Origin of the sequence: Sphingomonas sp. BE138, from assembly GCF_031456125.1 — a bacterium.
GTDB lineage: Bacteria > Pseudomonadota > Alphaproteobacteria > Sphingomonadales > Sphingomonadaceae > Sphingomonas.
On the sequence record NZ_JAVDUC010000065.1, the window covers coordinates 1 to 1959 of the forward strand.

The window sequence follows — 1959 nt, forward strand, 5'->3', positions numbered from 1 at the left end:
CACTGCCTCCGTCATGACTCGTCTCCGTTGCTGACTAATCCATAGTCAGCATCCCAGATTCGAGCCGCCGAGGCTCCCGCAGTCATTGGGTCTAACGGGTAGTGCTACTCCACCCGCTCAAGGGGTCGGGGTGGTCGATGGTTGGCCCGGGGTGTTTACTCTGACGAGTGACAACGTGCCTTGCTCGCCCTTCATAAGGACGATGGCTGCTCCACGTGCTGCCGCGATGGGCCAACCGCCTAGCGTCATTGCGCTTTCACCGGTTTTCAGGTCGATCACCTGGGCCGCGCTTCGGTCACTGGTTTTTGCCAGCAGTGCGTACCGCCCGCTGCCAAACACCAGAGCTTTGGCGAAATCGCCGACGATGAGACTATCGTCTCTAGGAGGCAGGTTTCCTTTGATGGCCCACAGTTCCCGCCCTTTCTCGTCGAAAGCCCGCAGGTACGTCATCTCCCTGGCGACGCGGAACGCACCGCCAAATGAAACAATCACCGACCTGTAGACAGGCGAGTACAGCACATCGCTTGCGCTGCCCTCTCCATCTTCGAACACGAGGCTTGGGCTGGGAAGCCGCGCGACGGTGGAGGAGCGTCCATTGTCGAGCGCCATGGCCTGAAGCAGCTCGGGGCGCTTCTGCCCGTTGACCATATACATTTCGGCCATTTGACCGTCTTTCGGCCGAAGTCCGCCAAACCTCTGCCAGACGGTGCTTTCCCGCAGCACTTTCGATCCGGCAACAACGAACGTGTCCGGGCTACCGGGCGTCTGAAGAATGTACACTCCCCCAGCGCCGCTATGATCGATGACATCGCAGTCAGCCTCGATCTTCATGTCGTCGCGGATCGCAGACGACCAAGGGCAAAGCACGCCGGCAGAAACGATGCCACGCTCCTGTGCCGCACGAAATAACGGCATCTTGCCGATAGCCGTGAAACCGGCAGAACCCGACTGCCAGAACCTGACGACCCCATCACCGCACTGCACGACGATCTTGGAGCCATCATCGGCTATGATGGCGCGATCCCCAAGGTCGCCCCGTTCCTTGTCGAAGGATGGTGCCGGACATTCCTGCGCGGTCATTTGGGCAATTGGAGGGGGCGTACTATCAGCTGCCGCGGCCACCAGCGCGGTGAGCAGAGCAAAAATCATATCGTCGCCCCCTTATCGTTTGTTCTGGCTGCTACGTGCAGTTGCAATCATGTTGCCGTCCTGGCGAGACTGGACCGTCGCGCCAGCAGCTTTTCGCCATCAGGCCTGATCTCGCCCTTGGGCGTGACGTGCCGGTAGAGCGTCTGGCGGGTGATGCCGAGTTCGGCGCATAACTCGGCAACTTTCGTCTCGGGCTTACCCATCGCGGCCTGGGCGAGGCGTAACTTGGCGGGGGTCATCTTGAAGGGGCGCCCGCCATGCCGCCCTCGCGCACGGGCGGATGCGAGGCCGGCGCGGGTGCGCTCGACGATCAGCTCGCGCTCGAACTCGGCAAGGCCGGCGAAAATCGCGAATATCAAGCGGCCGTTGGCGGTGGTTGTGTCGATTGATGCCCCTTCGCCGGCAAGCACCTTCAGGCCAATGCCGCGCTTCGTCAGGTCGCCGACCAAGTTGACGAGATGGCGTAGATCGCGGCCCAATCGATCAAGCTTCCACACCACCAGCGTGTCCCCCCGCCGCAGCGCCTTGAGGCAGGCGTCGAGGCCCGGGCGTGTGTCGCGCCGTCCCGATGCGGCGTCCTCATAGATATGGTCGGGATCGACGCCGACCGCGACCAGCGCATCGAGCTGGAGGTCATGGATCTGGCTGCCGTCCGCCTTGGACACCCGCGCATAGCCGATCTGCGTCGTCACATATACGTCCGTTCGCGTGACGGGGTCGTGTCCGTCAACGTGGTGTAATTTCGGGTGTGCCACCTGGCCGCATCGTTCAGGCGGCCTTGGGTGTAATCTGTAGCGGTGGCACCTCCTC

2 protein-coding genes are annotated in these 1959 nt (G+C 62.1%); both read right to left on the minus strand.

Annotated features, from left to right (window positions below):
- Window positions 1-117 precede the first annotated feature (117 nt).
- Window positions 118-1149: a hypothetical protein gene (locus J2Y58_RS20835; RefSeq protein ID WP_310107399.1), complete on the minus strand. Its 1032-nt coding sequence runs from the start codon at window positions 1147-1149 to the stop codon at window positions 118-120.
- 47 nt (window positions 1150-1196) lie between these two features.
- The gene (locus tag J2Y58_RS20840; RefSeq protein WP_310107401.1) at window positions 1197-1841 is read right to left on the minus strand and encodes a recombinase family protein; all 645 of its coding nucleotides are present in this window, start codon (window positions 1839-1841) and stop codon (window positions 1197-1199) included.
- Window positions 1842-1959 lie beyond the last annotated feature (118 nt).

What these genes read in the sequence shown, in the direction of transcription:
- J2Y58_RS20835 (WP_310107399.1), bottom strand. Translation starts at nt 1,149, where the DNA reads ATGATTTTTGCTCTGCTCACCGCGCTGGTGGCCGCGGCAGCTGATAGT.